This is a genomic window from Paramagnetospirillum caucaseum (genome assembly GCF_000342045.1).
GTDB classification, from domain to species: domain Bacteria; phylum Pseudomonadota; class Alphaproteobacteria; order Rhodospirillales; family Magnetospirillaceae; genus Phaeospirillum; species Phaeospirillum caucaseum.
This window is the reverse complement of record NZ_AONQ01000024.1, coordinates 33,512-56,446: the sequence shown is the minus strand read 5'-3', so window position 1 is coordinate 56,446 and position 22,935 is coordinate 33,512. Positions and strand designations below refer to the sequence as shown.

The 22,935-nt window shown below is 66.3% G+C and carries 30 protein-coding genes; 6 read left to right on the top strand and 24 right to left on the bottom strand.

The genetic code is table 11. From position 1 onward, the window contains the following. Positions 1–31: 31 nt before the first annotated feature. Both H261_RS10610 and H261_RS10605 read right to left on the bottom strand, forming a co-directional pair. Positions 32–2,359 (bottom strand): host specificity factor TipJ family phage tail protein, encoded by a 2,328-nt coding sequence (locus tag H261_RS10610; RefSeq protein WP_008617219.1) that lies wholly within the window; start codon positions 2,357–2,359, stop codon positions 32–34. Beyond that, positions 2,356–2,793: an NlpC/P60 family protein gene (locus tag H261_RS10605; RefSeq protein WP_008617218.1), complete on the bottom strand. Its 438-nt coding sequence runs from the start codon at positions 2,791–2,793 to the stop codon at positions 2,356–2,358. Before H261_RS10605 ends, H261_RS10610 begins: the two co-directional genes overlap by 4 nt. 41 nt (positions 2,794–2,834) lie before the next feature. Here H261_RS10605 and H261_RS10600 point away from each other — a divergent pair, with 41 nt between their 5' ends. Further along, complete coding sequence (locus H261_RS10600; RefSeq protein WP_008617217.1) at positions 2,835–3,083, top strand: type II toxin-antitoxin system Phd/YefM family antitoxin; 249 nt, start codon at positions 2,835–2,837, stop codon at positions 3,081–3,083. After that, a complete protein-coding gene (locus H261_RS10595) occupies positions 3,080–3,493 on the top strand; it encodes a type II toxin-antitoxin system VapC family toxin (RefSeq protein ID WP_008617216.1) in 414 nt (137 codons plus the stop codon). The genes H261_RS10600 and H261_RS10595 overlap by 4 nt, the downstream gene beginning before the upstream one ends. Before the next feature lie 6 nt (positions 3,494–3,499). Here the strand turns inward: H261_RS10595 and H261_RS10590 are convergent, their stop codons facing one another. Genes H261_RS10590 through H261_RS10555 form a run of 8 tightly spaced genes read right to left on the bottom strand, consistent with a single transcriptional unit; the run spans position 3,500 to position 8,531 of the window. Next, complete coding sequence (locus H261_RS10590) at positions 3,500–4,024, bottom strand: DUF1833 family protein (protein ID WP_008617215.1); 525 nt, start codon at positions 4,022–4,024, stop codon at positions 3,500–3,502. Further along, positions 4,017–4,349, bottom strand: coding sequence for a hypothetical protein (locus H261_RS10585; protein ID WP_040476216.1), 333 nt, complete (start codon positions 4,347–4,349; stop codon positions 4,017–4,019). The genes H261_RS10590 and H261_RS10585 overlap by 8 nt, the downstream gene beginning before the upstream one ends. A gap of 29 nt (positions 4,350–4,378) precedes the next feature. Continuing rightward, positions 4,379–4,816: a hypothetical protein gene (locus H261_RS10580; protein ID WP_008617213.1), complete on the bottom strand. Its 438-nt coding sequence runs from the start codon at positions 4,814–4,816 to the stop codon at positions 4,379–4,381. A gap of 2 nt (positions 4,817–4,818) precedes the next feature. Next, the gene (locus tag H261_RS10575; protein ID WP_008617212.1) at positions 4,819–6,162 is read right to left on the bottom strand and encodes a hypothetical protein; all 1,344 of its coding nucleotides are present in this window, start codon (positions 6,160–6,162) and stop codon (positions 4,819–4,821) included. A gap of 2 nt (positions 6,163–6,164) precedes the next feature. After that, a complete protein-coding gene (locus H261_RS10570; RefSeq protein WP_008617211.1) occupies positions 6,165–6,731 on the bottom strand; it encodes a hypothetical protein in 567 nt (188 codons plus the stop codon). 4 nt (positions 6,732–6,735) lie between these two features. Next, positions 6,736–7,146: a hypothetical protein gene (locus H261_RS10565; RefSeq protein ID WP_008617209.1), complete on the bottom strand. Its 411-nt coding sequence runs from the start codon at positions 7,144–7,146 to the stop codon at positions 6,736–6,738. A gap of 11 nt (positions 7,147–7,157) precedes the next feature. Next, complete coding sequence (locus H261_RS10560; protein WP_008617207.1) at positions 7,158–8,027, bottom strand: hypothetical protein; 870 nt, start codon at positions 8,025–8,027, stop codon at positions 7,158–7,160. A 6-nt stretch (positions 8,028–8,033) separates the two neighbouring features. Beyond that, on the bottom strand, positions 8,034–8,531 hold the full coding sequence (locus H261_RS10555; protein ID WP_008617205.1) for a hypothetical protein: 498 nt from the start codon (positions 8,529–8,531) through the stop codon (positions 8,034–8,036). Positions 8,532–8,621: 90 nt separating this feature from the next. On the opposite strand from H261_RS10555, the gene H261_RS10550 reads away from it, so the two are divergent. Together H261_RS10550 and H261_RS10545 are read left to right on the top strand one after the other, a co-directional pair. After that, positions 8,622–8,879 carry a type II toxin-antitoxin system RelB/DinJ family antitoxin gene (locus H261_RS10550; protein WP_008617203.1) on the top strand — a complete coding sequence of 86 codons (258 nt, stop codon included), beginning with the start codon at positions 8,622–8,624 and terminating at the stop codon, positions 8,877–8,879. Beyond that, positions 8,866–9,147, top strand: coding sequence for a type II toxin-antitoxin system YafQ family toxin (locus tag H261_RS10545; RefSeq protein ID WP_008617201.1), 282 nt, complete (start codon positions 8,866–8,868; stop codon positions 9,145–9,147). The genes H261_RS10550 and H261_RS10545 overlap by 14 nt, the downstream gene beginning before the upstream one ends. 2 nt (positions 9,148–9,149) lie before the next feature. Here the strand turns inward: H261_RS10545 and H261_RS10540 are convergent, their stop codons facing one another. The 5 genes from H261_RS10540 to H261_RS10525 all read right to left on the bottom strand — a co-directional run bounded on the left by H261_RS10540 (position 9,150) and on the right by H261_RS10525 (position 14,288). Further along, the gene (locus H261_RS10540; protein WP_008617199.1) at positions 9,150–12,140 is read right to left on the bottom strand and encodes a tape measure protein; all 2,991 of its coding nucleotides are present in this window, start codon (positions 12,138–12,140) and stop codon (positions 9,150–9,152) included. Between the two features lie 3 nt (positions 12,141–12,143). Then, positions 12,144–12,281, bottom strand: coding sequence for a DUF7697 family protein (locus tag H261_RS26860; RefSeq protein WP_456095269.1), 138 nt, complete (start codon positions 12,279–12,281; stop codon positions 12,144–12,146). A gap of 74 nt (positions 12,282–12,355) precedes the next feature. Continuing rightward, a complete protein-coding gene (locus H261_RS10535; protein WP_008617198.1) occupies positions 12,356–12,871 on the bottom strand; it encodes a hypothetical protein in 516 nt (171 codons plus the stop codon). Between the two features lie 2 nt (positions 12,872–12,873). Beyond that, entirely contained in the window at positions 12,874–13,833 is a 960-nt protein-coding gene (locus H261_RS10530; protein ID WP_008617195.1) for a phage tail tube protein, read from the bottom strand. 26 nt (positions 13,834–13,859) lie between these two features. After that, complete coding sequence (locus H261_RS10525) at positions 13,860–14,288, bottom strand: hypothetical protein (RefSeq protein WP_008617193.1); 429 nt, start codon at positions 14,286–14,288, stop codon at positions 13,860–13,862. A gap of 65 nt (positions 14,289–14,353) precedes the next feature. Here H261_RS10525 and H261_RS10520 point away from each other — a divergent pair, with 65 nt between their 5' ends. Both H261_RS10520 and H261_RS10515 read left to right on the top strand, forming a co-directional pair. Beyond that, positions 14,354–14,635, top strand: a complete 282-nt coding sequence (locus H261_RS10520) for a type II toxin-antitoxin system TacA family antitoxin (protein WP_008617191.1) — start codon at positions 14,354–14,356, stop codon at positions 14,633–14,635. Continuing rightward, a complete protein-coding gene (locus H261_RS10515; RefSeq protein ID WP_008617187.1) occupies positions 14,632–15,153 on the top strand; it encodes a GNAT family N-acetyltransferase in 522 nt (173 codons plus the stop codon). The genes H261_RS10520 and H261_RS10515 overlap by 4 nt, the downstream gene beginning before the upstream one ends. 9 nt (positions 15,154–15,162) lie before the next feature. Here the strand turns inward: H261_RS10515 and H261_RS10510 are convergent, their stop codons facing one another. Genes H261_RS10510 through H261_RS10470 form a run of 9 tightly spaced genes read right to left on the bottom strand, consistent with a single transcriptional unit; the run spans position 15,163 to position 22,918 of the window. After that, a complete protein-coding gene (locus H261_RS10510; protein WP_008617186.1) occupies positions 15,163–15,798 on the bottom strand; it encodes a DUF6441 family protein in 636 nt (211 codons plus the stop codon). Further along, a complete protein-coding gene (locus tag H261_RS10505; RefSeq protein ID WP_008617185.1) occupies positions 15,795–16,091 on the bottom strand; it encodes a head-tail joining protein in 297 nt (98 codons plus the stop codon). Before H261_RS10505 ends, H261_RS10510 begins: the two co-directional genes overlap by 4 nt. Before the next feature lie 2 nt (positions 16,092–16,093). Continuing rightward, entirely contained in the window at positions 16,094–17,116 is a 1,023-nt protein-coding gene (locus H261_RS10500) for a major capsid protein (protein WP_008617184.1), read from the bottom strand. A 14-nt stretch (positions 17,117–17,130) separates the two neighbouring features. Continuing rightward, positions 17,131–17,520: a head decoration protein gene (locus H261_RS10495; protein ID WP_008617183.1), complete on the bottom strand. Its 390-nt coding sequence runs from the start codon at positions 17,518–17,520 to the stop codon at positions 17,131–17,133. A 12-nt stretch (positions 17,521–17,532) separates the two neighbouring features. Next, positions 17,533–18,741 (bottom strand): S49 family peptidase, encoded by a 1,209-nt coding sequence (locus H261_RS10490; RefSeq protein ID WP_008617182.1) that lies wholly within the window; start codon positions 18,739–18,741, stop codon positions 17,533–17,535. Positions 18,742–18,749: 8 nt separating this feature from the next. Beyond that, a complete protein-coding gene (locus tag H261_RS10485; RefSeq protein WP_040476213.1) occupies positions 18,750–20,168 on the bottom strand; it encodes a phage portal protein in 1,419 nt (472 codons plus the stop codon). Positions 20,169–20,170: 2 nt separating this feature from the next. Beyond that, complete coding sequence (locus H261_RS10480) at positions 20,171–20,380, bottom strand: hypothetical protein (protein WP_008617178.1); 210 nt, start codon at positions 20,378–20,380, stop codon at positions 20,171–20,173. Between the two features lie 5 nt (positions 20,381–20,385). Continuing rightward, positions 20,386–22,335, bottom strand: coding sequence for a phage terminase large subunit family protein (locus H261_RS10475; RefSeq protein ID WP_040476211.1), 1,950 nt, complete (start codon positions 22,333–22,335; stop codon positions 20,386–20,388). Next, entirely contained in the window at positions 22,313–22,918 is a 606-nt protein-coding gene (locus tag H261_RS10470; protein ID WP_040476209.1) for a hypothetical protein, read from the bottom strand. The genes H261_RS10475 and H261_RS10470 overlap by 23 nt, the downstream gene beginning before the upstream one ends. Positions 22,919–22,935 lie beyond the last annotated feature (17 nt).

The following is a 22,935-nucleotide window of genomic DNA, read 5'->3' as shown; positions in this document are numbered from 1 at the left end:
CGGCTGGTGGGAACGGTGATATCGAAAGCGGCTAATTCACATGCACCCGCGCATCCTCGGCGACGGCGGTAATCTCCACCTGCTCGGCGCGGGGGCGGATGGCGAGGATGCGGGCGGTCTGCGCCCAAGCCTGGCCGGGGCCGAAGCTGAAATACGTCCGCTCCTCCGAGCCGCCGGTATAAGGCGTGACGGTCAGCGACTCGGCGAGACGCACCAGGGTGGGCGCATCGGCCACCGGCTCGACCCGGAACGGCCCGGCAAGGCTGCCGTCGCGGCGGCGCAGCGCCAGATAATGGCTGGCGCCCTCGGTCCAGGTCAGCGGTTCGGACAGCACCAGAACCGCCCCAGTCCAGGGCGGCTTGGCGGATTCAGCCTGCCAATCGATCACCTCGCCGCCCTGGCCCCAGCGGGGCATGTCGTGAGTGATGGCGACCAGATCGCCATAGGTGGGGATCATGCCCTCCAGCTCGGTGCGGAAGGTGACCATGCGGCGGCGATAGCGGTTGTTGGCGGCGATGTAGAGACCCTCCCGCTGGGCATGGTCCTTGGCGGTGCAGCCGAACAAATTGACCTTGGCGGGATTGTCGCCAGCACTGTCCGCCAGCTTGGCTGTGGTCTCGTCGGGCTTCCAGGTGCGCGACGAGAAATACTCCACCGTCACGGCGTCGGCGGTGTCGTCGCCGGGCATGACGTACTTGATCTTGAACGAGCCCTTGACGATATTGCGCGGCCCGAACATGGCCACCGGCATGGTCTGGGGTGCATCGCGGATGATGCGGACGATGCCGCCCTGCTGGATGGGCACGGCCCGGCCACAGCGGGCGATACGGGTCAGCGCTTCCCACACCGTCATGCTGGTGTCGAACACCGCGTCGAAGAAATCGCCACGCGCGGTCCAAACGGCATCCAGGATGGCCAGCGTCTTGAGGTCGATGCGGCTATCGGCCAGCTTGGCGCCATAGTCCGCCTTACAGGCATCGGCGAAGGCCCAGGCGATGGACCGGGTCGGCTGCGGCGCCGACCAACCGCCCGCCGCCGACCACACCGGCAGCTTGCGGGTGGCGATGACGTTGATCATGCGCGAGGAGCGCTGCGACAGATTGTCGGTGGCCCGCATCTTGACCGCCAGCAGGGTGACGGCGCCGAAATCGGGTTGGCCGGTCAAATAGGCGCGCAGAGCGCCCCAGCGGATTTCATGACCGGTACGTTCGGCGGTGTCCTTGGTGTCGAGACGCTTGAGGCGGACCTCGTAACGGCCCGGACTGACCGAATAGCGGAAGGACAGACGGATGGTGCTGTTGGTGGCGGCGGTATGCGACGGCTGCGCCAGAACCGCCCAGCCGCCAATGGCTCCACCCTCGGCATCGATGGCGCGCGCCTCGACCTGCCACTGGACGGTGCGGCTATCGAGGCTGCCGCCGTCATTGGCATAGTAGAGGCCACGCGGCATGACCACGTCGATGCCCAGCGCCCCGGCCGAGGTGTCGACCGGATTGGCGGTGAACGGGCCGATATATCCGTCGTCGCCGGAGGCCACCAGATTGGGGGCCACCAGTTCCTGGCCGGCAATCTCGGCGGCGGTGACCACGTCCGGTTCAAACAGGGTGACCCGGCTGCCGGGAGAAACAGTTTCGGTCTGGACCTCCTCGAAGGAAGAGATGGGGGTGTCCTCGACGCGGATCTGCTCGACCGCATACTCGCCCTGGCCAATGACGTGGAGCTGATAGAGGTACTGCTCGCCGCCGACGTAATCCTGGTAGGGCTCGGAGGCGAGGTCGGGATAGATCAGGTGGCGGCCATAGATCACCGGGATCGGCTGGCCCAATCGGCCCTGGTTGCCCTGAGCCTGGATTGAATAGGTCGGACTGGGGGCCGGCGCGCTGCCGCTGCCGCCCCAGTTGAGCGACGGCATGGAGGGCTTAGGGGCCGGGATCACCGTGTTGATCAGCATCGAGCCGGCCAGGGCGATGCCGGCGGTGGCCATGGCGGCGGCACTGCCAGCGGCGGTATAGCCCATGGCCACCGCCGCCATGGGGCCCAGATAGATGGCGGCCACCATCACCGCGATGGTCAGCACGATCCGCATGGGGTTCTTGCCGCCCCCACCACCGCCCCCGCCGCCCTGGGGCCAGCGAATCACGGTGGCGACCTCGCCGTCCACGATGGCCCGGACGGCATAAATGCCGACCGGCACCGTCATGCCGCCGATCAGGATTTCCGGCCCGTCGGACCAGCAATCCTCGGCAATGCCGCAAGCCTGCAACAGGCCGCCCAGCGTGATGCCGGATTCCACCGCGTGAACCGAGCGGCTGGCCACCGGTTCGAACGGATTGGTGACGATGACGATGGAGGCGGTCATGCCGAGTTTCCGATGAACCGGTAGAAGCCTTCGATGGCCCAGCCGTTGAGCGCGAGCGCGTCCGAACGCTGGAACACCACTCCGGCGCCCTCGGCGCAATGCAGGACGCCGCCGCCATCCACATCGAGCCAGACGCCCACATGGATGGGATGGCGAGACCGGCGCAACAGCACGCAATCGCCCTCCGCTGGCGGGTCAACCTTGGCCCAGCGCCGACGCTCGGGGTGGTCGCGGAAGGTTCGGCCCATGACCAGCATGTCTTCGGGATTGCCGATCTCGGGCAGCAGGCGGCCGAAATGCTCGGCCTGCACCATGCGGACGAATTCCCAGCAATTGAACGAGTCCGGCCCACTGCCGTGGACGGACCACGGCAGGCCGATCAAGGCGATTGCCCAATGGGGGCCACCAACCGGCGACTGGCATTCGCGGGTCATTGTCGCTATCCTCATCTGGTCAGAATGGTCAGGAGACACCCATGCACGCGTGGCAGGTTCAGGACGCCAAGGCCCGGTTCAGCGAGCTGCTGCGCAGCGCCGCGGCCGAGGGTCCGCAGGCGATCACCGTTCGGGGCCGTACCACGGCGGTGGTGATGTCCCAGGACGAGTACGAACGGCTGAAGGGGCGTAAGCCCTCGCTGGTGGAATTCCTGCGGGCGTCGCCGCTGTCCGGCGTCGATCTCGACGTCGAGCGCGACCGCTCGCCGTCACGGGACATCGAGTTGTGAGCTATCTGGTCGATACCTGCGCCCTGTCCGAGCTGATCCGGCCCGTCCCGGCCCCGCAGGTGGTGGAGTGGTTCGAGACGGTGCCGCAGGAGGCGCTGTTCCTCAGCGCTCTGACCCTGGGGGAAATCCGCCGGGGCGCTGAGAAGCTACCCGACGGGCGACGGCGTGGCCGGATCATCGCCTGGCTGGAGATCGAATTACCCGACTGGTTCGAGAGCCGCGTGCTGCCGGTCGATGCCGCCGTCGCCGACGAATGGGGCCGCCTGACCGCCCGGATCAAGCAGCCGCTGCCGGCCATCGACAGCCTGATCGCCGCCACCGCCCTGAAGCACCGGCTTACCGTAGTGACCCGCAACGTCGCCGACTTCGCGGCGGCTGGCGTCGATATCCTCAATCCCTGGGAAACCTGATCCCCGTTACCGCGCCAGACCGGGAAAGCGCCGGGCGGTATAGGTGATGGACGGAAACGACTTGTTCCCCGCATCCAGCATGCGGGCGCGCCCCGTCACCCTCATGGTGTCGGCCTCGACCTCGGTCAGGGTCATGGTGATGGGCGGGTCCATATGGGGGCCGTTGAGATCGGTGGAGAGATAGGGCCGCCAGGTGATCTCGATCACCTGCTGGCTGACGGCGGCCCCTTCCAGGGCGTTGGTGATGTCGCTGCCCACATTGTCGAGGGTGACGGTGATTTCCGGCACCGGAGCGGTATCCACCGGCGGCGGCGAGAACTCGAAGGCAAGTGCTGCGAAGGTCACCCGCTTGCCGCCGTCACGGGGAGCACCGGCCTCCAGCCGGGCGGTGAGGTCGGCATGATCCCGCACCACCCGGATCGGCTCGTCAAAGGTCGGATGCCAGATCTCCAACGTATCGAGAATCACCGTTCCGGCCGGGGCTGAAGCAAACGCCTCCTTCAGCGCCTGCGACAACGCCGGATCAGGCATCGCGCCGCTCCTCGCCATAGGGACACAAGGTGCGGGCCTCCAGCAGCAGGCGGATCTGGTGAACGATCTCGGACAGGCCCTCGACCGCCGAGCGCAGCGCCTCGGTCTGGCGGGCCTGCTCCTCCACCACATGGGCGAAGGCCTCGATGGGAACACCGGATGGATCCGGCGCCCCCTGCTTCCGCGACCATGCCCAGGCGACGATGGCGATGATGACCACCGTGGCGGCGATGGCGGCGATCTGGACCATGGGGGCGGCTTGCCCCCACGCGCCCACATACTGGGTGGCGACGCCCGCCCAGATGTCCGGGGATTGTTCTGTCATGGCGAGTTATTCCGAATCGGGGGAGGCGGCTACCAGGAGAAGGACTGGATCTCTTCCTGGGAGGCGAGTTTGGCGATTGCGGCTTCGGCCTGGTTGCTCGCCAGCCGAATGACCTCGCGCTCGGCATAGACCTCCTGGAGGGTCTTGGAGCCGTTTAGGACGTCCCGTTCACGGGCGCGTTCGACCTTCCAGTCGAGATTGGCGATGCGCTGCGCCGCTTCGGCCTTGACCCGGCGAACCAGGGCGGTTCTGGCCGCCTGGAGTTCCTCGGCCTGCCGCTCGACGACGCGCGCGGCATCAATCTCGCGGACCTCGTCGTCGGTGGCGCCGTCGTAGCGGTCGACAACCTCGCCATCGACGAGTTGGAAGCGGTGACCCAGGGTCGACTCCACCGGCAGATCGTGGTCGCCCTCGGGGCCGATGACGCCCCAGTCATTGCCGTGGGGGAAGCTGATTTTGCCGGCCATGATCAGATGCCTCCGATGATCGGGACGATGTAGGGGTAGTTGGTCGAGTGATAGGCGCTGTCGAAGATGTAGACGTTGAAGCCCGGCACCTTGGAACTCATGTCGCCCTTGTCGGCGATGGCCTGAAACACCGTCCGGGTGTCGATGTGCGACATGTAGATGCCGTAACCGCTGTCGGAATTCGGGCTGTAGGAGATCATGAAGTCGCTGTCGCGGATGGGCGCGAACGACCGGCCATAGCTGGAATCCTGGTATTGTAGAAAGGCGTACTTCCCGTCCGCCACCCGGATCAGGAATACCTCGGCCCCGGCCCCATAGTAGTAATAGGGCTGGTAGCAGATGACGTATTTGCCGTCGTTGGAGATCTGGAAGCGGATGCCGTTGCGGTCGGCGGATTCCATGCCGTAGGTGGTGGTCGTGCTCAGGGTGTGGGTGGCTTCCTTGGTGTAGCCTCCGGCGCCGTTCGGCGTGAACCGGTCCAGCATGCAGTAATTGCTGGGCTCCATCCGCACGATGATGATCTTGCCGTCATCGCAGGGAATGACGATGCCGCGATAGAGGCTCTCGGCATACCCGGCCGAATTGGCCGTCCAGTCGTAGAAGATGTGCTTGGTCTCATCGAGATTGTTGAACCAGGCGCGGCGGTTGCTGGCGGAAATGTCGAACGGCGGGACGTTGGAATAGACGTGCAGCCGCATGGAGGTGCCGCCGTTCTTGTTCTCATTGATGACCAGCGTGCCGGTCTTCTCGTTGTAGCCAATCATCCCGTACTTGTTGTACGTCCCGAAATTGTTCTGGGCGTAGAACTTGGTGTTGGTCCAGGCCAGATGCCAACCCTCGGTGCCGGTCAGGCGGCCGGGGGCGATGGCGCGGGGCGCCACGCCCGCATACTGATTCTCCATGAACAGGGCGAGGTTCTTGTTGGTCTTGTTGTTGACCCAGACACCGACATTGCGGAGTGCCGTGCCGGCATAGGGGCTGGGGCGGCCGATCATCGAGCCGTCGGGGCCGATGCCAAGGGCGATATGGCCGAGATGCCCGCACCGCGCCGTGCCGTCGCCATAGGAGGTGTCGGTCGACGAGATGTTCGAGTTCGTCTGGCCGTAGGAATACCAGTTGTTGAAGAATTCGGTGCCCAGGCTGCTGGTGCTGCCCTGCATGTAGCCGCTGTCATTGTAGTGCTGGCGGCAAAGCTCCTGGAGATAGTGGTTGTAGACCACCGTGCCCCAGGGCGCCGAACTGCTCATGGTGACCACGGCGAAGGCCGGGCGCTTCCAGGGATCGAGCAGATCGCTGTCAATACGGCGCTGGTACTGTTTCAGCGCGTTGAATGTCAGGATATCCATCGTCAAACCTCCGTGATGGCGGCGATCTGCCCGTCGGGCGTATAGGTGAAGCTGTAGGCGCGGGTATAGGTGATGCCGCCGAGGGTCAGCTTCTCGGCATAGCCCGCCATGGTTCCGTCGTCGTTGTAGGTGATGCCGTTGATCAGACGCGGCCCCTGGCGGATGGAAGCCGCTCTTCCCGCAACGTCGTAGACGACGTCACCCGCGACGATGCCCCCCGTGAACAGGGCAGCATTGGCGGCACTGACCGAATACCCGGCATTGGTTCCGAGGTAATTGGCGAGATTGACCTGGAACTCGGCCATCTGATTGTTGATGCGGGTTTCGATCCCGTTGGAGAAGGTCTCGATCTTGGCAAGGGCGGCGTTGAGACCGGCGATCACCGTGCCGTTGATGAAGCTGGTGGCCGTGCCCAGCCAGAGCGTGTTGATGTGATCCTTCAGCGCCTGGGCAATGGCATTGAGCCGGGCCGGGATTTCGCGGGCCTTGGAATTGCTGAAGATGCCGACATTGTCGGAGAACGCCACGAAGGGAGCAGCGTTGGGGATCGGGGGGATGGTCAGGGGCATGGGATCAGGTCTCCGCGTAGAAGGTTTCGAGGACGCAATCGCCGAACGATTCCAGGGTGCGCTCGCCGACCATCACGGCGCCGGTGACATCCATGTTCCGGTCATCGCGATTGAGCAGCATCCACCGCTCTTCCCCGCCATGGGGGATGTCGCCCAGCCTGGAAGCCCGGGTCAGCATGAGGATGTCCTCGCCGCTTAAGTCCGGGGCGTAGAGCCCGGCGGCCTTGGCCGCCACCTTGCGCAGCAGGGCGTCGTAGGAATCGGTGTCCTGGACGGTCTCGATCAGTTCGATGGCCTTCACCATCAGGGCGAAATCGTCCATCCGCAGGTTGGGATCGTCGAGTTTGGCCGAGATGGTGGCGAAGGCGTTGTCCTGGGCGGATTTGAGCGTCAGGTAATGGGCAAGGGTGGTCATGGGGCTTCCCTTCAGAACAACTCGATGCCGAGCGTCCGGTAGTCCGAGCCCCTGCGGGCGGAAACGATCAGGGTTTGCAGATCAAGCCCGGTGGCATCGGCGACGATGGTTGCCGCCGCTTCGGCGGCCACGGCGAAGCTCTCGGCTTGTCCGGCCCAGAAGGCGCCGTCGGTTTCGGCCTGGGCTGCTGCCGTGGCGGAACCGGCAGAGGCGGTTTCCGATGCACGGGCCTGGGCGGCCGACGCGGTGGCGCTGGCCTCGGCATGGACCGCCAAGGCCGAGGAGGTCGCCGCCTGCTGTTCCGACAGGGCCGCCGCCTCCGCGCTCGCCTGGGCGGCGACTTCGCTGGTATTAGCCGCTATGGCGGAGGCATCGGCCGCCGATGCCGAGGCGGCCGCATCGATTGCTGCCTGCGTGGTGACGGCTTTCGCCGCCACTGATGCGGTCCTGGACTGTTCCGCCTGGGCGGCAGCGTTTTCCGAGGCTTGCCGGGATGCCTGCGCCGCGACCGCGCTGGCATTGGCCGCAGCGGCATTGCCGGACGCGGATGATGCGCTGGCGGCGGCATGCGTTTCCGACAGGCGCGCGGCCTGGGCATTTGCCGCGATAGCTGCCTCGCTCGTCTCCACCGCATCGGCGCTTTGAACAGCAATCGTCGCGCTGGCCGCCGCCGCGGCAACCTTCTGATCCAGGGTTTCCAGACCGGACTGAAGCCGGGTGTCGATATCGGCGATGGCCTTGGCCACCGTCTTGACCGGCCCACCTTCGGTGACGACCTGACACTCGGTCCCGCTGGCGGGGCCATGCACCACCTTGTGCAGCAGGGTGCTGTCCGCGGTCACCTTGGCGACGGCAGCAGCGAGATCGGTTTGCAGAGTCATGGATGGTCACCAGCGAATGCTGACGGGCAAGCCGACATGCAGGGTGGAATGGAGGGTCTGGATGTTGGCAAAGAGAACGACCACGTCCTCGGCCAGCAGGATGTCCAACGCCCCCGCGTCGAGCATGGGGCGCTCACGAACTTCCAACACCGAGGTGACGATCCAAGCCCCGCCCCGGCTGGGCACCGCCTTGTAGGGGGTGTTGCCCTGGCCGACGAAACGGGCTTCGTGGGCGACAATGCCGCTTCCGCCCAGCAGGGAGATGGCGAACCAGTCGGCGCCATCGTCCAGCTTCAGGCGGAACCACGCCTCAAAGGTGGCGAAATCCACCGCCGACATGCGCCAGCGCACCGGGATACGGGTTGGCGTTTGGGTGAACCGCCGCCGCTGCCGGGCTGGGCCGGATTCCATGTCGGTGCGGGTGACGGCGGATTCCGGTTCCAGGGCATAGCCGTCATAGGTCGGCAGCGGCAGCCGGGCGGGCCAGGAGATGGTGGTGGTCATGACGGTCTCCGGGTACAGGCTCCTTGCATCCGGTGGACGGCCACCTCATCTCTGGGCTACACTGTGGCCCAAGTACAGGAGGTGCCCACCATGAACACTGTTGTCCGTGCCCGCATCGACGAGCACCTGAAGGAGGAAGCCGCAATCGTGCTGTCGTCGATCGGGCTGACCGTGTCCGACGCCTTCCGCATGATGATGGTGCGGATTGCCACCGAGAAGCGGCTGCCGTTCGAGCCGCTGGTTCCCAATGCCGAAACCATCGCCGCGATGGAAGCAGCCCGGCGCGGCGACGTGGTACGGGTCGGCAGCGTCAAGGATCTGATGGCGGATCTGAATGCGGACGATTAGCCGCACCGGTCAGTTCAAGCGAGACTACAAGCGTGAAAAGAAGGGGCGACATCGGGAAGCCCTCGATGCCGACCTTGTCGAGGTGGTCTCGAAGCTGGTGGCCGACGAGCCCCTGGAGGAGCGACATCACGACCACGCCCTGACCGGGAACTGGAAGGATCACCGCGACTGCCATATTAAGCCCGATTTGGTCCTGATCTACCGCCTCTCCGACGAAGAGACGCTCGATCTGGTGCGTCTCGGCTCGCACAGCGAACTCGGCTTGTAGCCTTACCGATATGTCCCTGCCGCCGGGTTCAGCCCATAGCGATGCTCCAGCATCGGGGCCATGCCCTCGCCGCGACCGATGCGGCGGCTCATGCGGCCCTCGATCTCCTCAACGATGATGTCGAGATGGATGCGGCCATCCGCCCCCTGGGATTGCTCGGCGCGGGCCTGGGTGCCCGACGCATGATTATTGACCGTGACCACCACGCCCACCACCATCGGCTGCGACAAGGCGGCATTCAGGATGCGGTCGGCATTGTCCATCTGCCGGGGCGTGAAAACGCCCTCACCGACGCGGGCAACGATGGGGCGCTCCCCCGCCACCAGACCGCCACCATGGTATTTCGGTGCATTGGCGAAGACCGAGGAGCTGAACGAACGAGTGTCCAGCCGGTCGAGACCGATCAAGCCGCCGGAATGGGCGATGGCGAAATTACCGGTATCGGGCACCGGCGCCGCGCCGCCGGAACTGGCGCCGCCAGAAGCGGTCCCGGAAAAGAAACTGCCGATCCCGGCGATCATGCCGCCGAAGATGCCGCCACCGGCTCCGCCGAACAGCGGCGCTACCACCGACATGCGCCAAGCGGCGCGCAAAGCCTCCTCGGCCAGACTGTTGAACAGATCCTGCCCGGCCAGCTTGCCGGTCATGGCCCATTTGACGAAAGCATCCTCGCTGGCCCGCAGCGCCCCGGACATGGCCCGCTCTGCCGAAGCCGCGGCATTGCTGGCTTCGTCGGCATAGGCCCGTACCGCCCGGATGGCGCCGTCCTGCCAGTCGCGGCTGGCGGCCAGCTTGTCCTGCTCCAATTCCCGATAGCGGCGGGTATAGGCTTCCTCCGACAAGGCACCGCTGGCCCGCTGCTCGTTGAGCTTGGCCAGTTCCTCGGCAAACCGCAGGGTGGCGTCGTAGGCCAGGGTAGTCTGGCGGGCCTCATCCTTGACCGCCTCGGCATATTGCCGCGAGCGGGCCGCCCGGTACTCATCGAGTTTGGGATCGTCCTCGGCCAGCTTGTGGCTGCGGGCGAATTTGGCCACGTCATTGTCGATGGTGACTGTGCGAACGCGGTTGCGATCACTACTGCGCACCGCCTCGGCCAGACGCACCTGGGCATCGATCTCGCGCTCCAGATCGGCGACGGCGCGAGTGGCCTCGCTGTTGGCGCGGGACTTCTGCACCAGGGCGTAGGAAGCCGCCAGTTCGCCATTGGCATCACTCAGCCCCTTGGATGCCTGTTCGGCCAGCCAATTGGTCCGCTCCGCCAGGATGGTGTCGGCCACCGAGCCCTTGGCGGAATCGGCGAGACGGTCATTGGCTGCGGCTTCCTGCCCCATGGTGCGGATCAGGCCGTTGGTCTGTTCCAGCAGCTTGGCGGCATCGATGCGGCGCAGCGCCCGATCGTATTCGGCCACCGCCGCGCCGTTATTCTTGAAGGCGAACTCCAGCACCTTGGCGGCCCGCGCCGCATCGATCTGGGCTTGCCCGCCGGTGCGGGCGGCTTCGGCCAGACGCTCCTGGCCACGGGCTTGGAGGTTCAGCCCCAGCACCTCGGCCTGGGCCTGGGCCGACATCTCTCCCGCCCCCTTGGCCTCGGCCTCACGGGCCAGCAGATCCTTGATCTCCTGTTCCTTGGGCTGGGTGCGATAGACGCCGCCTTGCTGGAACAGCTCCTTCTCAATTTGGCGAAAGCCCTTGGCCGCTTCGTATTGGGCCTTGGTGCGGGAGAACACCGCGTTGCCGGCGGCGCGGGCCGTGTTGAGCTTCTCCTGCCATTCCACCTCAAATTTGAGGTCGGTCAGCTTTTCGAGATAGCTGGGCTCGCGCTGCTCGGCCCTTACCCGATCGCGCTCCATCTTGGCCTGGGCTTCCATGCCCGCCCGCTTGCGGGTGATCTCGTCGAGGTCGGCGGCGACATCCTGGCGTTCGGCCAGCAGGCGGCGCAGTTCCTCGTTCTCCTCCCTGACCGCCATCACCACCACGGAATGGGTGCCGGCGGGCAACGGCTTGTCGAGGGCCTGCTCGCCCCCCAGGGCGGCAATGCGGCGGTCCAGATCGGCCAGCCGCGACTTGACCGTGGATTCGCCCGGCGTCAGCGATTCCAGCGTCGCCGCCCCGGCATTGGCGCCGCCCGACAGAACCTTGCGCAGCCAGGGGGCGTTGGTGAAGCCCTGCCAGGCATTGGCCATGCGGGTAAACGACCGCTCGGCGGTATCGGCGCTTTCCTTGGCGGCTTCGTCGAAACCCCGCAGCGCCTTGATCAGGGTGTCGCGGAAGAAATCCGCCGTGACCTTGCCCTGGGTGACCATCTGGCGGAAGCCGCCCGAGGGCAGAGCGGCGGCCCGGTCGAGAGCCTGCAGCAGCCCCGGCATGGGCTCGACAATCTGGTTGAGTTCCTCGGCGCGCAACGTGCCCGACGACAGCCCCTGGGCCAGACCGAACAGCGATTGCTCCAACTGCTCGGACGAGGCCCCCAGCGCGATGGCGGTGGACTGGAAGCCCTCCAGCAAGGCGCGGCTTTCGCCGGTGGTGATGATCCCGGCCTTCTGCAACGCCGCCAGCCGGGAATAGGCCCCGACCACGGTCTCCAAGGCGGTGCCGGTCTTCTGGGCCTGGGCATAGAGATAGCTGGTGGTTTCGGTCAGGGCGGCGGCGCCGACCAGCCCCTTCAGCCGGGCCTCCAGGCTTTCCACCTTGATGGTGGACTCCACCATGGCCTTGCCGAAGAAGCCAATAGCCGCGCCCGCCGCCAATCCCGCCGGACCCAGCGCCATCATCACCGAGCCGATGGGGCCAAGCCGGGAAGCAAACCCCGCCATGCCGCCCTGGATATCCTGGCTGGCGGCATTCATGGCCAGCAGCGACTTCGACGCCGGTTGCGCCGCTCCCTCGATCCGGGCCAGCGCCTTCTGGCCGTCGTTACCCAGTTGGATCAGGGTACGGCGCACGGTTTCGCCATCCTGCAGGGACAGGCGAATGGAGACGGATTTGGTGGCCATCGGTCAGGTCTCGGTTTGAACCTTGGCGGAACCGGCCACCATTCCCCGCTCAGCGAATGGCAGCAGCCGGGCCAGCAAGGGTTGGTCGTAACCCAGCGTCTGGGCCTGGATCAGCAGGGCGGGAAGGTCGAAGCCGGTGATGCCACCACGAGGACTGATGCGGAGGGCGCCGATGGCTCCGGTCAGGAGTTCCCAGGCTTGCCAGCCTGCTTCGGTCAGGGGGGCGTTGCGGTCATAGGGGCAGTCACAGTTTCCGCCGCAGCCTCGGCAGTAGTCAGGCCCGCCGCCGAAATGCCATTCGGCGCGGGCCTGGAGGCGTTTCCCTCGGCGATGACCGCTTCGTGGGTTTCGGTGTACTGGACGACGAAGCCCTCGGCCATGCGGGGAAGCTGCATCAACTCGGCGATGCTCGTGTCTGAGACCTCCGCAGGCTCGTCGGCCTCATCCAGCACGCCCTCCCATTTGGTGATGGCGGAGCGGGCCAGCCCTTGGGCGAACAGCATCTGCGACAGTCCGGCCAGGGCGTCCTCGTCGGATAGGTCCGGCAGGCCGGTAATATCGGCCCCGGCGGCTTTCAGATCGGCATGCTCGGCGGCGATGGCACGGGCCATGCGCCAGCCTCGGGCACGGGCGGCCTCATAGACCGCCGTGGTCAGGGGGCGGACGAACACCCGCACACCATGGGGGAGATCGATCCAGTAGGGTTCCTTGGGGATAGTCAGGCGGATCATGATCAATACCCCGTCACGTCGTTGACCAGGGTGACGCGGAGCAGATACCCCGCCACCGGATCGCGGGCGGCGCGCCAGTCGTAGCTGGCCTGGATGCCGCCGGGTCCTTTGATCTCCTGCTTCTTCTTGGGCAGGAACACGCGGGGTAGATGGAAGGTCAGCGCGAAGGACGAACCGGGGATGGTGAAGCCGTAATCCATCGCCACCGGGCTTTCGGCGGCGATGGCTGAGGTCAGGGTGGTATCGGTGCCGAAGCGGATGTCCACCGAACCTTCGGCGGTGGCTTCGGTTTCGTCCACGCCGTCGATCAACCCGTCGGCGCGGATGGTCTCGACCCGCTCCAGATTGTTGGAAAAGGACAACTTGCCGCCGGTGACGTTGGCGAGTTGGCCACCGCCGACCCGGATGGTGCCGCTGCCCTGGCTGAACCGCTTCAGGGCGAAGGTCGTCGGGGTGGCATCAATGGTAGCGGCGGCTTCGGTCTCGCCCTGAGCGATCACACCGATGCTGGCATTGGCGGCGCCGGAGCGGGCCATGTCGAAGGACAGCTTGTCGAGCTTGGCGCCGCCGTGACGGAAGAACTTCAGCACCGCCAACTGGGCATGACCGATCTCGATGGCAAGGCTGGGCAGCGTGCCGCCCGAGGTGAAGACATGGTCGAAGGTCCCGTCACCGTTATCGGCGGTGGCGGGCGCCCCGAACAGGCCCTTCAGCCAGAAGCCGAGCGCCCTAACATCCAGCGGCACGCCGATATCGCCCTCGTCCTTGATCGCCTCGTAGAACGGGTCCTGGGCGTCGCGACCCTGGCCCAGCAGCGGGTCGTAACCCAGCGGTCGCTCGGCCCCCAGGCTGGATTCCTTGAACGACAGCCGCCCATAACCGTCAGCAGGCAGGGTGCCGTAAACCGTCTCGAAGGCGGCCAGCAGCATGCAATCGGCGCCATAGGCCCGAGTCTTTGCCATGATCAGAATCCTTGATGGATTGGAAATCAGCCCAGCGGATCGTCGCTGGCGTAATGGATGGTGATCGGCACCGTGGCGCCGCGCAGGGCAGCAGCTCCGTCGATGGCTAGGCCGGAAGTCTTGGGAGCGCCCCATTCCAGCCATTCGGCCAGACCGCCGAGGGAGCGGTCTCCAGCCAGGGCGTTTCCCACCGCCATCAGCAGGGTTTCGAGGGCGGCGCTGTCGTCATCCTGGCCGCGCTGGAGGATCACCTCGATTTCGGTCTGGTGTTCCCAGAGATAGGTGACCGGCGACAGGATCACCTCGGGGTCGCCAGGATCACCGTCGCGCAGGATGATCAATCCACCGGAGGGGACCGTTTCCGGAAGCGGCACTTCCCGTTTGGCCGCGGCATCGGGCACGGCCTCGAGCCGCGCCAACAGGGCGGCAAGGACCTGTTCGCGGACGCTGGGCATGGGCAATCCTTGAAACGTGCGCCAATAAGGCGTACATATTTGAAGCATCAATTGGAGCCGCCACCATGCCCAGGACCGCCCAACGCCAGGAGCGCATCAGCATTCGCCTCAGCCCGCAATCGAAGCGGAAGCTGGAACGGGCTGCCGCCTATGCGGATAAGACGCTCACCGACTTCGTGGTCGATGTCGCCTTGCAAAAGGCGGATGCGGTGGTGCGCGAGCACGAGGTCATTTCGCTCGACGCCGAGGAATGGGAGCGTTTTCAGGAACTGCTGCTCAATCCACCCGAGCCGAACGAGAAGCTTCAAAAGGCGCTTGAAGAGCATGCTCGGATCGTGCGCCGGTGAGTTTCGCTGCCGATTCGATCCAGATCGAGCCACTTGATGCCCATCATGACCGCTCGTCTTTCTCCTGCGGCAATGTGTCCCTCGACCGCTATATCCACGAGCAGGCCAGCCAGGATGTCCGGCGGAATACCGCACGGGTGTTCGTGGCCGTCATGCCGGATCGGCCCGAGCATATCCTCGGCTTCTTCACCCTCAGCGCCGCGACGGTGGTCGCCGCTGACCTGCCGCTAGCAATGGAGAAGCGCCTACCGCGACATCCCATTCCGGCGGCTCTGATCGGGCGCCTCGCCGTTGATCTGGCCGCTGCTGGTCAGGGTCTGGGCAGTGTTCTGCTGGCTGATGCCGTCAAGAAGACCAAGGTGGCGGCGGAGACGGTCGCCATGTCGGTGATCGTCGTTGACCCCATCGACGATGGTGCCCAAGGATTCTACGCGGCGTTCGGGTTCCAGTCCCTGCGGGGACCACAGAGACGGATGTTCATGGCTATCCATGGCGGTGCGGCCAAATCGGTGCAGTGATCAGAATGATCACCGCCAATTCCTGACGATCAGCTCCGGCAGCGCCGAAGCCCACCGCTCGGCAGCGCCGTCGACGTCGAGGCGCTTCTTCAAGCTCACCTGCGGCACCAGGATGAACATCACCACGCTGGTCATCCCACGCCCGGAGCGGAGCGCCGAGGCGCTGCCCTTGGCGAAACCACCCCGCTTGCCGGTGCGGACCCGCATGTTCTCGGCCACCAGCAGCGATGGGGCGCCCCGGCGGTAGATGAAGCGCAGCCGGCTGCCGTGCATCTGTTCCCACAGGCTCGGCGTCATGCGTTTGCCTCGGGCACCGGTGCCGGCGGCAGGCGTTGGAATCGCCAACCAGAAGCCGTGCTTGGATTTGATCACCGCGCCCTGGTCAAAGGCGCGGATGATGGTCGGCGCCCTGGTGAAAACGAACCCCGCCGCCTTGATGCTTTTGCGCCCCTTGGGATAAAGCTCGGCCCGCCAGGTATTGGCGAGGCGCTGGCCCATGCCCGCTTCGCTGACCTGGCGGCGAAGATCCGCCTTCAGCCCGTCGGCGGCCTGGCGCATGGCGGCGGTGACCGCATCCTCGGCTTCCTTGACCTCCTCGGCCATGATCTTGCGCAGATCGCCGGAAATAGCCGCCGCCAGTTTCATGCCGGTCTCACGTCGATTGTCCAAACCAGCCGCTCGGCATCCAGACGGGGTTCGCCCTGGACGACGAAGCTGTCGCCATCGTGGACGATCACATCCCCCGCCTGGGGTGCCGCAACCTCCCGCCGCCGGATCTCGAACACCGCCGTGCTGGTCTGCACGGTGATGTCCGAAAACTCGATATCGCGGTCGGGCCGCCGTACCAGGGCGCGGATGGACCGGCCCTGGTAGCTGACGGTGACGGCGAGGTTGGGATCGGCGAACAGGTCGTCGATGGCGTCGGCAAAGGCGGTCACGCTCAGTTGCCCGAGAACAACCGCACAGCCAGACGCGGCCGCTTGTTGACCGGCAGGATGGACGCCTCGGTCTTGACGTCGATGGCGCTGCCGTCCTGGCGGGCAAGCTGCCGGGCGTACATGGGCACGCCCAGGGTGTTGACGGTCTCGATCAGATTGGCGGGGGCGCCGTAGGTGACGAAGGTGTCCATGGTGCCGAGCGGGAAGGCGATGCCCTCGCCGGCCGGGATCAGGGTCTCGGTGCCGCCGGTGGAAAGAGTGACGGTGGCGCTGTATTCCTCGAACACCAGCCCGGCGAAGGGGAAGCGGCGGCGCACGTCTTCCCTGAGCGGCTGGGCGCCCACGGTCGTATAGTACTGGTAGGCCTGCTCGACCTTGGCGTGGCCGATCAGCTTGTCGAAGAAATCGGGGCTGACCAGGGCGGTGACCGACGACATGGTCTCGCCCTTGAGTTCGGTTTCCACCTTGCGCAATACGTCGCGTACCTTGGCCTGGACATTGGTGGTGGCGGTTCCCAGGGCAAAATCCACCTGCTGGCGGGCCAGGCCGAATTCGCTGAAGTAGTCGTAGAGGGTGGACCCGGCGCCGTCGCGGACGATGCCGCGCAGCGCGTTGACCTCCATGAACTCGCGGGTCTGGGCGTGCTTGGAGCGCATGCGGGTCAGCTTGCGCTCCATGATGGTGGTCAGGGGATCGGCGGCATCGGCGCTGCCAAAGCCGCGCACTCCCTGGATATCCTGAGGCAAGATGGTGTCGTCATGGGGAATCCACGGGAGCGAGAAGGCGCGCATGGCGCGGTTGTCCCGGTTGGCGACGGTAGCCGGGCCGCCCAGCGGCACTGTGGGCAGCAGGTTGAGGACGCCCTCGGCCTGCTCGATGATCACCGAGCGCTGGGTGACGCCCTCGAAGCGGAACAGCCCCATCTGGCCGAGCCGGGTGTAGAGGTTGGGCAGGATGTTGATAGCCTGGGTCATTTCGGCCAGCGAATAGCCGCCCGCGTCGAAGGGATTGATAATTTCAACCATGGTTTCCTCGGGGGTCAGGACGTGGCGCGGGCGACGAGGCCCAATGCGGCAAGCTGGGTGATCTTGGCGGTGCGTTCGGCGGGGAGATCGACGGAGGCGTCGAAGGTCAGGACAAGCTGGGACAAGATCACCGGACCACGTGCCAGCACCACGCCGATGGCGTCGCCGGCACTGGCATCAACGGCTTCGGTCAACACGGCACTGGCGATTTCCGCCCCATCGTCGCCGGCCACCAGTGCGGCGGGAGCCAGCCGGTAATGGCCAGAAGCGGTAATGCGCCCCAGCACGGCGCCCAGGGGGTAATTGGTGCCGGCCTTCAGCGTCACCACCTCGCGACAGTAGCTGGGATTGCACTCGAATTTGAGGAGGTCGCCCAGGGTGGGCGCCATGGTCAGCACGGACATGGGGATTGCTCCTTACTTGCGGGCGGCGGCCTCGCGGGCGCGCCGAACGATGGGGCTTTCGGTTTCGGCCTTGGGCGTGGCCCCAGTCGGGGCAGCTGCCACCAAATCGGCGGCATCGGAACGCTCGGCCAGCTGATCCAGCACCGTGCGGCGCAGCGCCTCGGGGCGGATGCCCTTGGCCAGGGCGTCGGCGGCGTCGATGGTGACGCCGAGGCGGGCGGCCTGGGCGGCGATGGCGCTGATCTCGGAATATTCGGTGCGCAGACGCTGCTCGATCTCGGCGGTCGCTTCGGCGGCGGACGGCACAGCCGCCAGAACGGGGACATCCCCCGTTTGCTCGGACATGGTGGTCTCCTTGGGTTTGGACAGAACGGGGGAACGGACGGAGGAGCGCGCCAGGGTGGCGCCGAGATCGGCGAGGGCGACGCGGAGCGTGCCGACCTTGTCAGCCAGACCGGCGGCGACCGCTTGGTCACCGCGATAGACCGCTGCTTCCGTGGCCCGCACGGCGTCGGGAGATATCCGCCGCCGCTCGGCCACCAGGGCGGTGAATTTCCCGTACAGGGCATCAACGTCAGCCTGCAGCGTGGCGCGGGCGGAATCCGACAGCGGCTGATGGGGATTGCCATCCACCTTCGCCGCCCCGGCATGGATGAAGCTCCAGGCTCGCCCGGCCTGGGCATCGGCAGCGGATTCGTCCACATGGATGGCGACCACACCGACCGAGCCGACCTCACCGGTCTGGGTGAGGTAGAGGCGGTCGGCAGTGCAGGCGATGGCGTAGGCCGCCGACAGGGCGGCTTCGTCGGCTATCGCCCAAATCGGCTTGCCGCACTGGGCGCGGATGGCCTGGATGTGGTCGACCAGATCGAACAGGCCGCCCACCTCGCCGCCAGAGGAATCCACGTCCAGCAGGATGGCGCGGATGCCGGGATCGGTGGCCGCCGCCTCGATGGCATCGGCGATGTCGGAATAAGCCGTCAGGCCGCTGGCGGTGCCGAGATAGCCGGAGCGGGCCACCAGGGTGCCGATCACCGGCACGATGGCGATGCCGTCGGGCGTCACCGCCATTTCGGTGGAGGGGGCGGCATCCGCGTCAAAGGACAGTGCCTGTCCGGCCAGCCGGGGACCGAGGGCGCCCAGGATCACGTCCAGTTTGGCGCGGGCAACCAGCAGCGGCGTTCCGTACAGACGGGCCGCGATATGGGGCAGATCGTGCATGTCGGTCCTTATTGTGTCGGTGCGGACGGCATCGGCGTGGTACCGAGAACCAGCCCCAACCGCTGTTCGCGGGCCTTATCGGCGGCGATTTCGGCATCCACCTGTTCGGCGTCGAAGCCTCGCTCGGCCAGGGCCTGGGTGCGGCTCTTGAGACCGGCGTCGATCTGCTCGATCTCGGCGCGGGCATCCTTGAGCGGATCGACCCAGTCCCATTTGGGCGGCAGCCAGGAACAGGCGATGAAACCGGCCCGGTTGGGCTCATAGCCCTTGAGGACCAGGGCACCGGCCATTACGGCGGTATCCATCCAGCGCTGCCAGACGGCGCGGCAAAGCTGGTAGACCATGACGGCATGCTGCCAGGCGTCGATGCGGCGGCGGAATTCCAGCAGGGCGAGGCGCGAGTTGGAGTAATTGGCCTTCAGCATGTCGTTGGACAGGTAGGCGTAGGGCACCCCCAAGGCGGCGGCGATCTGCAGCAAGGTGCGGTATTGGAACGCCTCGTAGGAGCCGCCCACATCGGCGGGGGCCGAGGTCTGGATTTCCTCGCCCGGTTCCAGCATCACCACTTGGCCGGGCTGGACGTCCATCACCCGGTCGCCGGTGCCGCCGTCCTCGGCGATATCGAACGGCTCGCCCGGACTCGGCGTGGTGACGAACAACGCGTACATGGCCGCCACCTTCTTGCGGTCCAGTTCGGCATCGTCGTACTGGTCGAGCAGGAACAGCTTGACGATGGCCGGGGCAAACCGCGACACCCCGCGCAATTGCCCGGCATCCACAGGGTCCATCACATGAATGATCTCGGACGCCGGCACCCGTACTGTTTCACCGGCCATGCCGGGATCGGTACAATCGCCGGGATGGCGGCGCAGGAAGTGATAGGCGACGCGGCGGCCGATGCGATCGAACTCGATGCCCTGGCGGATGACATTGCCGCCGGGCAGGGTCTGGTTCCGGGTCAGCGGCAACATTTCCGAGGGCAGCATCTGCAATTGCAGCGGCACCGACAGGCCGTCCTCGGACCGACGCGGGCGGAAGCGGAAGAACACCTCACCGGCGATGAACACCTCGCGCGCAGCCCGGCGCTGCTGGCCGTAGAAATCGGTCAGCCCCTCGGCATCGGATTCGTCGGTCCAGGCCAGCCACAGCCTCTGCACCTGGGTCTTCAGGGTGGCGTCGGCGATCAGCGAGGACGGCTTGATGCCGGCGCCGACCACATTGCCAGCCCAGCTTTCGATGGCGTTGGCGGCATAACCGTTGTTGCGGACCAGATGGCGGGCGCGTGCCGTGATGTCAGACCCGGCAGCGGCGATCAGAGTGTTGAGATGGGCGCGGCTGGGCTGGAAGCCCTTGAGACGGCGGTTGCTCATGCCCGCCTCGAAGCCACCGATAAAGGCGCCCACCTTGCGGCGCAGGGCCGACAACATGGTCACAGCCCCTTGCTGGCCACGGTCAGGATACGGCGACGACGGCCCTTGCCCTCGGCCAGGGCGATACGGCGGTCGAGATCGGCCAGCACCTGATTGGCCTGGGTCAGGTCGTACTGGACCGTGCGGTCGCCCACGGTGACGCGGGCGACCAGCGAGTTGCGCCGCGCCATCACGCGCTCGCGCTCGGCCTTCATCTCGTCGAGGGTCATCGGGATCAGCCCATATAGCTGGAATGAAAAACCCGCCGGGAGCGGCGGGTCTGGGGTCGGCGGATCTGGCCCGCCTGGGGTTCTTCGGTTTGGGCCTGCTCGGATATGGCCAGTTGCGCTTCCAGATCCCGCCACTTGGCCTCGGGCCAGCGGTCGGCCCCGACGATCCAGGCGGCGGCGCGGGCATAGACCCGGCAATCCAGGGCTTCGTTGCGCTCGCGCAGCTTCTGCCATTCCAGCTTGGTGAAGCCGCGGCGGTTCTTGACCGTCACCAGTTGCTCGGCGACGAACTGCTTGCACCACTCGGACTCGGCCCACGATGGCAGATGCACCGTTCCGGCCGGGAAACGGACGCCTGAAGCCAGGTCCTCGTCGGTAGGACGTTCCAGCCGCAGGAAGCGGTAGGTCTCCGACTTGAAGGTGGAGACCGCCACGATCCACAGCCGGGCACCCCGGCGGATCTTCTTGCCGCCCTCGGTGGCGTCCACGTAGGTGGGCCCCGACACCGGGCTGGAGCGGTTGAAGCCCTCGACGCCCTTGACCGGCGACACGCTGGCGACGCCCATTTTGCGGCCCCAGGTGTAGACCGCCGAAGCCTCGTAACCGGTGTCGATGGCGAGGCGGGCAATGCGCAAGGCGGCGCCGTTGGCGTGGGTCCAGGTTTGGCCCAACACCCGCTCCAGCGCCGTCCAGGTTTCGGCATGTTCCGGCCCGCCCTCGATGACGATGTGGTCGATCAGCCAGCTTTCGAGGTTTCGGCCCCAGGCCCAGACGTCAATCTCGACCCGGTCCTTCTGGACGTCGGCCCCGGCGGTGAGGAACAACCCGCCCGCCGGGACCGTACCGTTGCTCCAGGTTTCCCTGCGGTCGTAGAGCCGCTGCCAATCGGGGGCCTCGCCGGATTCGGTCCAGGTTTCGCCCAGCACGGTGTTCTTGAACACCCGCAGCGCGTCATCATTGCCCTGGGCCGCTTCCCATAGCCGGGCGATGTCCCGCCACGACTGCCAGCCCGGCGGAGAATACAGCGCCGAGATATGGAAGCCGATGGTGCCGGGATCACTGGCAATGGCGGTGGCTCGCCACTCGCCCGCCGCCAGCATGGTGCCCTTGTGGTGCTCGGCGATGTCCTGGTCGCAGGATTCGCAGACGTAACGGACGCTGCCCGGCTGGCCCTTGTCCCACTTGAGGCGCTCGAATTTCAGCCACTGCATGGTCCCGCAATGGGGGCACGGCACGAAGAAGCGGCGCTGGTCGGACGCCTCGTATTCCCGCTCGATCCGCGACATCCCTCGGATGGTGGGCGTCGAGGCCAGGAACGCTTTCCGCCGGTGGGCGAAGGTCAACGAGCGGGCCTCGGCCAAGCCGACCGGGTCGCCTTCCTCGTCGGCCGAGGCCGGATAGGCATCCACCTCGTCCAGAAACAGGTAGCGGGCCGGCATGGAGCGCAGGCCCACCGCACTGTTGGCCCCGGTCAGCACCAAGGTGCCGCCGGGAAAGTCCTTCGACAGCATGGTGTTGCCAGCATCGCGCGACCGGGCCGGTTTGACCCGTTCCCGGATGGCCGGGCTTTCATCGATCAGCGGGTCGATGCGCTGGCGGGACGCCCGTTTCGCCATCTCCACCGTGGGCTGGACGCAGAGCATCGGCCCCGGCGCGTGATGGATGACGAAGCCGATGAAGCAACAGCCCGCCTCGGTGGCCCCCACCTGCGCCGCCTTCATGAACACCACCCGCTGCACCGGGCTGGTGGGCGACAACGCATCCATGATGTCGCGCATATAGGGCGTGCGGGCCGTCCGATAGCGGCCCGGTTCCGCCGAGGCGCGGCTCGACAGCATGCGGTGCTGATCGGCCCATTGGGATACGGTCAGGCGCGGATCGGGGCGCATCCCGTCGCACCAAGCCGCCAGGATCTGCTCCGCCCCATCGAACTCAGCGAAACTCCGGTTTGACATCGGCAAGCTCATTGAGGTGCGCCCGGACATAGGTTTCCAGCAAGGTCTGCATGGTGTGCGGGTCGATCCCGATTTCGGCCGCCATCTGACCGGCGACCCGCGCCGGCCAAGTCACCCAGGAATCACGTTCCTGCCGGGCCAACTTGAACACCATGGCCAGGGCATTGGCGCGGTCGATGACCTCGTCCTTGAGGCGCTGCACCTGGATGCGGGCCTTCTGCGCCTTGGCCACCTCGTGCATGGTCCGCGCCTGGGCGAAATTGGCCCCGGCGGCTTTGCCGCCATCGAACGAGCTACCGCCACCGGCGGCGGCCGGAGCCGGGGCGGTCACCGCCTCACGCTGGAGCGGAGCCGGGGCCGTCGCGGTCACCGACATGGCCGGTGCGGATGGTGCCGCGGGCGGAGCCTTGACCGTGGCGGGGCGCTTGGCCGGGTCGGTCTGGGCGTCCCAGGCGGCATCGGCCCTGGCCGGGTCGATGGTGCCATCCACCTCCTGCGGGATGCGCCCGGCGCGGACGGCCTTCATCACCGCCACATGGCTCACCCCGCGATGACGCGCATAGGCGCGAACCGATAAGCCCATGATCGAACGCCTACGAA

Coding starts and splice junctions, on each gene's coding strand:
- H261_RS10495 (WP_008617183.1), bottom strand. CDS start 17,520: ATGTCCGTGCTGACCATGGCGCCCACCCTGGGCGACCTCCTCAAATTC.
- H261_RS10470 (WP_040476209.1), bottom strand. CDS start 22,918: ATGGGCTTATCGGTTCGCGCCTATGCGCGTCATCGCGGGGTGAGCCAT.
- H261_RS10510 (WP_008617186.1), bottom strand. CDS start 15,798: ATGAAACTGGCGGCGGCTATTTCCGGCGATCTGCGCAAGATCATGGCC.
- H261_RS10605 (WP_008617218.1), bottom strand. CDS start 2,793: ATGACCCGCGAATGCCAGTCGCCGGTTGGTGGCCCCCATTGGGCAATC.
- H261_RS10585 (WP_040476216.1), bottom strand. CDS start 4,349: ATGACAGAACAATCCCCGGACATCTGGGCGGGCGTCGCCACCCAGTAT.
- H261_RS10480 (WP_008617178.1), bottom strand. CDS start 20,380: ATGACCCTCGACGAGATGAAGGCCGAGCGCGAGCGCGTGATGGCGCGG.
- H261_RS10540 (WP_008617199.1), bottom strand. CDS start 12,140: ATGGCCACCAAATCCGTCTCCATTCGCCTGTCCCTGCAGGATGGCGAA.
- H261_RS10485 (WP_040476213.1), bottom strand. CDS start 20,168: ATGTTGTCGGCCCTGCGCCGCAAGGTGGGCGCCTTTATCGGTGGCTTC.
- H261_RS10590 (WP_008617215.1), bottom strand. CDS start 4,024: ATGCCTGATCCGGCGTTGTCGCAGGCGCTGAAGGAGGCGTTTGCTTCA.
- H261_RS10565 (WP_008617209.1), bottom strand. CDS start 7,146: ATGACCACCCTTGCCCATTACCTGACGCTCAAATCCGCCCAGGACAAC.
- H261_RS10530 (WP_008617195.1), bottom strand. CDS start 13,833: ATGGCAAAGACTCGGGCCTATGGCGCCGATTGCATGCTGCTGGCCGCC.
- H261_RS10575 (WP_008617212.1), bottom strand. CDS start 6,162: ATGGATATCCTGACATTCAACGCGCTGAAACAGTACCAGCGCCGTATT.
- H261_RS10500 (WP_008617184.1), bottom strand. CDS start 17,116: ATGGTTGAAATTATCAATCCCTTCGACGCGGGCGGCTATTCGCTGGCC.
- H261_RS10535 (WP_008617198.1), bottom strand. CDS start 12,871: ATGATCCGCCTGACTATCCCCAAGGAACCCTACTGGATCGATCTCCCC.
- H261_RS10545 (WP_008617201.1), top strand. CDS start 8,866: ATGCGGACGATTAGCCGCACCGGTCAGTTCAAGCGAGACTACAAGCGT.
- H261_RS10600 (WP_008617217.1), top strand. CDS start 2,835: ATGCACGCGTGGCAGGTTCAGGACGCCAAGGCCCGGTTCAGCGAGCTG.
- H261_RS10555 (WP_008617205.1), bottom strand. CDS start 8,531: ATGACCACCACCATCTCCTGGCCCGCCCGGCTGCCGCTGCCGACCTAT.
- H261_RS10550 (WP_008617203.1), top strand. CDS start 8,622: ATGAACACTGTTGTCCGTGCCCGCATCGACGAGCACCTGAAGGAGGAA.
- H261_RS10610 (WP_008617219.1), bottom strand. CDS start 2,359: ATGACCGCCTCCATCGTCATCGTCACCAATCCGTTCGAACCGGTGGCC.
- H261_RS10475 (WP_040476211.1), bottom strand. CDS start 22,335: ATGTCAAACCGGAGTTTCGCTGAGTTCGATGGGGCGGAGCAGATCCTG.
- H261_RS10525 (WP_008617193.1), bottom strand. CDS start 14,288: ATGCCCAGCGTCCGCGAACAGGTCCTTGCCGCCCTGTTGGCGCGGCTC.
- H261_RS10490 (WP_008617182.1), bottom strand. CDS start 18,741: ATGCACGATCTGCCCCATATCGCGGCCCGTCTGTACGGAACGCCGCTG.
- H261_RS10570 (WP_008617211.1), bottom strand. CDS start 6,731: ATGCCCCTGACCATCCCCCCGATCCCCAACGCTGCTCCCTTCGTGGCG.
- H261_RS10560 (WP_008617207.1), bottom strand. CDS start 8,027: ATGACTCTGCAAACCGATCTCGCTGCTGCCGTCGCCAAGGTGACCGCG.
- H261_RS10580 (WP_008617213.1), bottom strand. CDS start 4,816: ATGGCCGGCAAAATCAGCTTCCCCCACGGCAATGACTGGGGCGTCATC.
- H261_RS10520 (WP_008617191.1), top strand. CDS start 14,354: ATGCCCAGGACCGCCCAACGCCAGGAGCGCATCAGCATTCGCCTCAGC.